At 28.1% G+C, this 8,103-nt stretch carries 7 protein-coding genes; 6 read left to right on the top strand and 1 reads right to left on the bottom strand.

The window, feature by feature from the left end; translation table 11 throughout:
* Positions 1-595 precede the first annotated feature (595 nt).
* The 6 genes from lpdA (at position 596) to EC396_RS08110 (ending at position 6,658) form a co-directional block, all read left to right on the top strand.
* Positions 596-1,984, top strand: a complete 1,389-nt coding sequence (lpdA, locus tag EC396_RS08130; protein WP_129366212.1) for a dihydrolipoyl dehydrogenase — start codon at positions 596-598, stop codon at positions 1,982-1,984.
* 250 nt (positions 1,985-2,234) lie between these two features.
* Positions 2,235-3,473: a hypothetical protein gene (locus tag EC396_RS08125; protein ID WP_129366211.1), complete on the top strand. Its 1,239-nt coding sequence runs from the start codon at positions 2,235-2,237 to the stop codon at positions 3,471-3,473.
* Positions 3,474-4,008: 535 nt separating this feature from the next.
* Positions 4,009-4,452, top strand: a complete 444-nt coding sequence (locus tag EC396_RS08120; protein WP_240665663.1) for a MarR family winged helix-turn-helix transcriptional regulator — start codon at positions 4,009-4,011, stop codon at positions 4,450-4,452.
* A 584-nt stretch (positions 4,453-5,036) separates the two neighbouring features.
* Positions 5,037-5,531, top strand: coding sequence for a CAP domain-containing protein (locus tag EC396_RS08115; protein ID WP_129366210.1), 495 nt, complete (start codon positions 5,037-5,039; stop codon positions 5,529-5,531).
* 40 nt (positions 5,532-5,571) lie between these two features.
* Entirely contained in the window at positions 5,572-5,703 is a 132-nt protein-coding gene (locus EC396_RS18205) for a hypothetical protein (RefSeq protein WP_255421332.1), read from the top strand.
* A 568-nt stretch (positions 5,704-6,271) separates the two neighbouring features.
* Positions 6,272-6,658 carry a thioesterase family protein gene (locus tag EC396_RS08110; protein ID WP_129366209.1) on the top strand — a complete coding sequence of 129 codons (387 nt, stop codon included), beginning with the start codon at positions 6,272-6,274 and terminating at the stop codon, positions 6,656-6,658.
* Positions 6,659-6,671: 13 nt separating this feature from the next.
* Here the strand turns inward: EC396_RS08110 and EC396_RS08105 are convergent, their stop codons facing one another.
* Positions 6,672-7,907 (bottom strand): glycosyltransferase, encoded by a 1,236-nt coding sequence (locus EC396_RS08105; protein ID WP_129366208.1) that lies wholly within the window; start codon positions 7,905-7,907, stop codon positions 6,672-6,674.
* Positions 7,908-8,103: the final 196 nt, after the last annotated feature.

Here is an 8,103-nt window from a genome sequence, read left to right as displayed (position 1 = left end):
GTTGACTTTGTCATTTCGACAACGGAGAAATCACATCAATGCTTGTATTTACGAGTTAGAAGCAATTTTGAGGTATTTACGAAGTTAGATATTAAATATTAGAAGTTTGGAGTTTGGAGTTTGAAATTTATAAGTTACTAGATATAATTTACCAACAATTTTCATTGTTAGTTGATTTGCGTTAGTGATAGCAGCGGCATCCTTTTTTACAATGCAACGCAGTGGAATTGTAAAAAAGATATAGCGGATAGCACGACCCAAAGGGAAACGCCCAAAATATTTAAGTCAATAGTTAAAAATCTGAAAGTCGCAAGTTGTAAACATTTGAGGTTGTTTTTTGCTAAATGTGGTTAACCAATAAGTGAAAATTTAAAGTTTAGGGCTCAAAATTAAAAAGGATGAGGTTTAATTGATTCATAAAATGGCAATAAATACCCGTTAAAAAACACAATTATATAATTAGATGCGTTTAGAATTGTAGATTTCAAGAAATTTGAGTTAAAGTCATTAAACAATTCAACGGCTCTTTTATTAATAAAAAATTAATTAAATTTGCGGGGTTAAATCAGTTATCATAAAACAGAAAATATAAAACATGAAATACGACGTTATTATTATTGGTAGTGGTCCTGGAGGATATGTTACAGCTATTAGAGCATCGCAACTTGGCTTTAAAGTTGCCGTAGTTGAAAAAGAAAACTTAGGTGGAATCTGTTTAAACTGGGGATGTATCCCTACCAAAGCTTTGTTAAAAAGTGCTCAAGTTTACGATTATTTAAAACATGTTGATGAATATGGTTTAAAAGCTGAAGCTATTGACAAGGATTTTGAGGCTGTTATTAAACGTAGTAGAGGTGTTGCTGAAGGAATGAGCAAAGGTGTTCAATTTTTAATGAAAAAGAACAAAATTGACGTTATTGATGGTTTTGGAAAAATTAAGCCAGGTAAAAAAGTTGATGTAACTGCTGCTGATGGTACTGTGACTGAATACAGTGCAGACCACATTATTATTGCTACTGGGGCTCGCTCTCGTGAGTTGCCAAACTTACCGCAAGACGGTAAAAAAGTTATTGGTTATCGCCAGGCTATGACTTTACCAACACAACCTAAAAAAATGATTGTTGTTGGTTCTGGTGCTATTGGTGTTGAATTTGCTCATTTTTACAATTCAATGGGTACTGATGTAACTATTGTTGAGTTTTTACCAAACATTGTTCCTGTTGAAGATATTGATGTTTCAAAACAATTTGAACGTTCTATTAAAAAAGCAGGTATCAAAGTTATGACAAGTTCTTCTGTTGAATCTGTTGATACTTCAGGTGAAGGCGTGAAAGCGGTTGTAAAAACAGCAAAAGGTGAAGAAATTTTAGAAGCTGATATTGTACTTTCTGCTGTTGGAATTAAATCTAACATTGAAAATATTGGTTTAGAAGATGTTGGAATTATTGTTGATAGAGATAAAATTTTGGTAAACGATTATTATCAAACCAATATTCCTGGTTATTATGCAATTGGTGATGTTGTGCCTGGACAAGCTTTGGCGCACGTTGCATCTGCAGAAGGTATTACTTGTGTTGAAAAAATTGCAGGTTTACATACTGAAAAAATTGACTACGGAAATGTTCCTGGTTGTACTTATGCAACTCCAGAAATTGCAAGTGTTGGTTTAACTGAAGCTAAAGCAATTGAGGCTGGTTACGAAATTAAAGTTGGTAAATTCCCTTTCTCAGCATCTGGTAAAGCAAAAGCTTCTGGTGCTCCTGATGGTTTTGTAAAAGTTATTTTTGATGCAAAATACGGTGAGTGGTTAGGTTGCCATATGATTGGTGCTGGTGTTACTGATATGATTGCTGAAGCGGTTTTAGGTAGAAAATTAGAAACTACGGGACACGATGTTTTAAAAACAATTCATCCACATCCAACTATGAGTGAAGCTGTTATGGAAGCTGTTGCAGCTGCATATGATGAAGTAATTCACTTGTAAAAATAATTTAAAGTTATATATTATAAAAAACCGAAGCAGTGTATTGCTTCGGTTTTTTTGTTTTAATTAGCTCTTTGATTATTGCTTTAACAGTGTTAAGCCATTAAAATTTAGCTAACTTTTGTTATTTTAAGATGATGTTATGATCATTTAAAATAATGGATTTTATGTTATTTTGATTTGTAGTTTTTTAGGCAAAAATTAAATTAATCTAATTTTTAATGTTTATTTGTAATCAAAAAATAAGTACATGTTATTTCATAAAAACAAGACAATACTTTATACCATTGCGTTTACGCTTTTTATTTTAGCATCGTTGTACGGATTGTTAATTCGCTGGAATTTTGCTTTTCCAATAATGTCATTTCCTTATAAAAATGTTTTGCAAAGTCATTCTCATGTTGCTTTTTTGGGCTGGGGATATATTTTTGTAATAACATTGATAAGTGAGTGTTATTTGACTAAAATTCAACAAAAAAGTAAGTTATATAGTTATTCATTTGTTATTGCTTTACTGGCTGTTTGTTTGATGTTGGTTAGTTTTCCTTTAGGAGGTTACAAGGTATTTTCAATTGTATTACTATCGGTTTTTGGATTGTCATCGTATATAGTTTCTTTTAAGTTATTGCGGTTTTTAAAAGGTAATACCTTCAGTTTAAAATTTATAAAATATGGAATTTATTATTATTTACTTTCCAGTTTAGCTACTTGGTTTTTGGCTTTTGTATTAATTACTCAGGGTAAATCTTCTTTGTACTATAACACTGTATATTTTTATCTGCACTTTTTATACAATGGTTTTTTTGTATTTGCCTTGTTTGGTTTGTTATTTAAATTGTTTGAAAATAAGCAGATTTTAATTTCAACAAAACTTCAGCAAAACTTTTTTAGTTATTTAAATATTGCTTGTATTCCAGCATATGTACTTTCTGTATTGTGGAGTGGTGTATCTATGCATTTTTATATTGTAGGTTTTATAGCGGCTATTTTGCAGTTTATCTCATTGTTTTTTTTAATAAAAATTGTTAAGCAAGTATGGCAACAGTTAAAATGGAATGCGATTTCAAAATTGTTGTTTAAGGTTTTATTACTTGCTTATACTTTAAAAATTATAATGCAAATATGCTCTTCAATTCCTTATTTTGTAGAAAAAGCCTTGGCGTTAAAGCCATTTTTAATTATTGGTTATTTGCACTTATTTACTTTAGGTTTTATGAGTGCTTTTATTTTTTTACTATTGAATGAATTTGGTAAAATTGAATTGCAATCAAAAATGTCAACAATGGGTGTTTATTTGTTTTTACTAGGTGTTTTATTTACAGAAGTATTGTTGTTTGGGCAGGGTTTATTAATGATTTTAGGTATTGCAAGCATTGAGAATTACAATCTATATGTATTAATTGTAAGTATGATTGTAGTTTTAGGGTTGAGTTTTATTTATGCCAATCAATTAAAACAGTTGATTAAAAAACCTAATATTTTGAGTTAATTGATTTATTTTGAATTTGTTATGTTTTGTAAATAGCAAAACTGACCAGAATATTATTTATTTATTAAACGCCATTCAAAGAATAGGATAGTAGGGGAGGTTTTAGCTGTATTTGATCTAAATTGTATTAAAAAAGTGATTTTTTTAATTTTTATAGCATATTTCTTTACTTTATTTGTGTTGTAATTCATATTGATATCAACAATATTACATAGTTATTAACAATTTTAAGTGTTAATTTTTTGGGATACTTAAAAAAATCAATTCTTATTTTTAACGAAAAAATCTAGATGTAAAATGTAATTTTTCAATCTTAATGCAATGTTAAGGTGCTTATTATTAAGGTATTAGTTTTGTTTATTTTTGCTTAATGGTGTTTTTATGTTTCTATACTTCAATAGTAAAATCACTTCATAATTCAGTTAATTTTAGAAAAATCACAAAGTTTTTAACAAAAAATTTGGTTAATATAACATTTGTATATACATTTGACGTATACACAATAGTAGTATAAACAATTGTCGTCCCCCCGAAGTTGAATAAAGATGGAAAAAAGTATGAGTTAAACTTACCTGACTATACGATTGCAAATATTTTGCAAACAGGTAACTGGATGAATGAAAAGTTTTCAGATCATTTAAAATTATACGGATTATCAATTCAACAATTTCAAGTTTTACGTTCTTTAAAAGAAATGAATGGAGCATCAGCTGATCTTCAAACACTTCAGGCAGAAATGGTGAGTAAAAATAGCAATACGACTCGTTTGGTTGAAAAGTTGAGATTAAAAGGTTATATAACCAGAAATCAAAATGAAGAAAATAGAAGGAAAGTTGATATTAAAATTACTGATGAAGGTTTAAAAATGTTAGCAGATATTGAAAACGTTCAAAGTGATTTTGAGAAAGATGTTGTTGGTAATTTAACCACAACTGAAATTATAGCTCTAAATCAATTATTAGAAAAAATTAGAAAATAATAGAAACCCCAATTGAGTAAGTTGTTTTTAATATTTATAAATTATCACCCTATAATTAATAAATATTGAACAATTAAAATGAATGAAAAAGTAAGAATTAAAATAATTATAGTAAGAAAAAAGAGAAAATAAATCAACCCCCAACAAAATACAGAGGTAGTCTCACTGTAGTCACATACTTATAAAGCAATCCGAAAATGCTTTTGATGTTAGATGGTTAGTAAGAACTTTGAAGCTACCTCTTATTTTAAAATTAAAAAATTAAGTCAAAACCCCAAAAATAATAATTATGAATACCCAGTTCATTAATATACTTACCTTTTTAACAGTAATAACTATTACATATTTGTTTCATAGTAAAATCAGAAAACCCCAATCTGTGAAACTTTCTATTCCATTAAATTTAGCCAATTCAAAGTGTTTTTCAACAATGCTTTTGGCTAAATTTTGTGTTATTATAAACAAGCAGTCGCAATATATTTATCGAGACCTTTAAATTCCCACAACGGTTAGTAAGAAGATAGTGTTTGCGACTGTCTTTTGTTAAAAAAATATTCAACCCCAAATTTTTATAACCCCAAATAATGAAAACTTTACAAATTAACCTCGTCCTAGTATTGTTAGTATGCCTATTTATTACTTCTTGTTCATCTGAAGAAGATGGAATTTATTTTAAGCAACACGTTGAAGTAGCAGTAGAATATTCAGATATTGAATTAGAAATTTTAGACTTAGTTAACGATTATAGAGTGTCTAAAGGTTTAGGTGCTTTGGATAAAATGAATATTATTTCTGATGTTGCTGAAACTCATACAAATTATATGGCTAAAACAGGTAAGGTTTGTCATGATAATTTTTCAGAAAGACACCAAAAATTAGTGTCAAATGCCAATGCTAAAATTGTTGGTGAAAATGTTGGATATGGATTTACAACTGCAGAAGGTGTTGTAAATGCATGGTTGAAGAGTGATAGCCATAGAGAACTAATTGAAAAGCCAGCATATACTCATTTTGGAATTTCAACTGAAAAAAACATTGAAGGTAGAAATTATTTTACACAAATATTTATTGAACGCTAATTAAAAACCAAAAATCATGATGCTAACATTAAAGAGTACAGTGAAGAAAGGATTTAAGAATGCCAAAAATAACATTCACATTAATACATTAACACCTCATTTTCAGTATGTAAATAAATCTGGAGAGGTTGTTTTAGTTCAAAAGAGTGATGTAAATCTTTTTGATACATAGAAAAAATTAAAGTACGTTGAGATAACGATTGTCCCCACAATTGTAAACAGTTGTAATTATACCTTGTAAAATGTCGTCCCCAAACGGTAGTGTTTTATAACATTAATAATTACAGCTGTTTTTTATCAATAGTATGCGTTTAGAACTTTAATAAAGATTAAAATTCTGATAGTAAATAATGCAATAAATAAAAATATATAGGTAGTAGCTGAAGTTTAGTGAAATAAAAAAACAGTTGCAATTATATCTTAATAAGCGTCGTCCCCACAACGGTAGTATTTTTTAAGACCTTAATATTTGCAACTGTTTTATAAACACGTGTAAATTTAAAAATACAGCCGCAAAAATCCTGTAAAAAACCGTCGTCCCCACGATAATCTTTTAATTTTCAAGTTATTACGACTGTAAAATCATTTATTCATATTTTTGTATGATTAAATGATCTTATATTCTTGAACTTTTTAGGTTTTGTAAATGTAGAATTTATGTTTAAAAAAACCAATTTTTTTTTAAATTTTTAAAAAATTAACATATTGTTGTATTTTTTTAATATATATTTTGTGGTTTTATGAGTACTATTTTTAACTTTTCTTTTGAAGTTTCAGCAAATGAGTTAGATCATTTGAATCATGTTAATAACGTAGTTTATTTACATTGGGTTTTAGATGCAGCCCAAAAACATTGGGATTTTTTAAGTAATGACATTATTAATGAAGCTTATGTTTGGGTAGTTTTACGTCATGAAATTGATTATGTTTCTTTTGCAAAATTAGGAGATAAAATTCAAATTAATACTTGGGTTAAAAGTAGTGTTGGAGTAAAATCAGAACGTATTGTTGAAATTCAAAAAGAGGGAAAATTGATAGCAAAAGCTAAAACTATTTGGTGTTTATTAGACAAAAAGACAATGAAACCAGTTAGAATTCCTTCTGAAATAATGAAGCTATTTGCATAAATTAAACAGTTTTTTATCCTTTTTTATTTTTTTCTTCAATCCATTTCGACATATATTTTGTGCTTTTTAAGGTGTGATGTTCAAAAATTGCCCCCATAAAATTATTTAAGCGGTGACTTGTTAAATTAGATTGTATTTTTTCAATACGTTTTATTAGTTTTTGGCCATATTTAATGTTGTCATAACAAGTATTAATAATTTTAATGCCATTTGTTTGTGAAGTTTCCCAAGTATTTTGGTTGGTGTACAGTTCAACCGATTTTTGAGCAAATTGTTTGGGTGTATCACAAATAAACCCGTTCCAAGGTAATTTTTTATGCATAGCTTCTGCACCAATTTTGGTGGTAACACTAGGTGTTCCAAAAAGCATAGCATCTATAAGTTTGCCTTTTAAACCAGCACCAAATTGTAAAGGAGCCAAACATACTTTGGCATTTGTAAATACGTTTTCTAAATTTTCAGCCCAACCTTTTATTAAAAAACCTTCTTTTAAATTGTGTAATTGCTGAACTTTTTGTGAAGAGTATGCTCCATAAATGTGCATTTCTGCGTTAGGAAGTTCTTTTTTAATTAAAGGCCAAATAGTAGATTTTAAATATAATACGGCATTCCAATTGGGTTCATGTTTAAAGTTTCCAATAGTTATAAAATGTAAACGATCTTTAAATGATGGGTATTGTTTTATTGTTTTTTCTGAAATTTTTTCTAATAAAAACGGAGTATACTCTAAAATTGATTTTGGTATTTTGAAAGTTTTTTTAAGTAATTTTAGTTCAAATTTCGAAATAATTAAAGTTAAATCGCATCTGTAAATACTAGCAATTTCTCGCTTTGTAATATCATTAATTAATAATTTTAATGAAATTTTAGTGTCATTTTTATACGCTAATTGTCGTGCATTTCTTAAAAAATGCAAATCTTCCGTATCTAATATTTTAATTGCATTCGGACAGTTTTCGGTTATTCTCCAACCAAACTGTTCTTCAGTTAAATACCTGTCAAATAATACAATATTTGGATCGATTTTTTTTGAAAAATCATCAAAACTTTTGTTGTTTAACTGAATTTCAAAAGTTTTTATATTTAATGTTTCTAATAAAAACGAATTGTTTGTTTTAGAGGCAGCACAAGCAAAAGTTATTGAATAATTTTTTTTTTGAAATAGCTCAATAAGTTGTAGCATTCTGCTTCCGGCAGCAGTTGAATTGGGTTCAGGCCAAACCAATCCTATAATTAAAAGTTTTTTCATAAGTGATCAAATGTAAGAACTTTATCATGTTTTATGTAAAATTAGGATATAAAAAGCAGTTAATTAAAAAAAAACGATGTGTTAAATAAACTTCATTTAGGATTTTATTTAATGATATAATGTTCTCTATGAAATTTACGAATAAAGTTAGATTGCTTATTTTGAATGTATTAAAAGTTTGTAGGTGTCTTATATA

It is taken from the genome of Lutibacter sp. HS1-25, assembly GCF_004121075.1.
In the GTDB taxonomy this organism is placed as follows: domain Bacteria; phylum Bacteroidota; class Bacteroidia; order Flavobacteriales; family Flavobacteriaceae; genus Lutibacter.
The sequence above is the reverse complement of the archived record's forward strand: the minus strand, read 5'-3'. Positions and strand labels throughout refer to the sequence as shown.

Excerpts from the sequence above, each read along its gene's own strand:
- EC396_RS08105 (WP_129366208.1), bottom strand. The coding sequence starts at position 7,907 with ATGAAAAAACTTTTAATTATAGGATTGGTTTGGCCTGAACCCAATTCA.
- EC396_RS08115 (WP_129366210.1), top strand. The coding sequence starts at position 5,037 with ATGAAAACTTTACAAATTAACCTCGTCCTAGTATTGTTAGTATGCCTA.
- lpdA (WP_129366212.1), top strand. The coding sequence starts at position 596 with ATGAAATACGACGTTATTATTATTGGTAGTGGTCCTGGAGGATATGTT.
- EC396_RS08110 (WP_129366209.1), top strand. The coding sequence starts at position 6,272 with ATGAGTACTATTTTTAACTTTTCTTTTGAAGTTTCAGCAAATGAGTTA.
- EC396_RS08125 (WP_129366211.1), top strand. The coding sequence starts at position 2,235 with ATGTTATTTCATAAAAACAAGACAATACTTTATACCATTGCGTTTACG.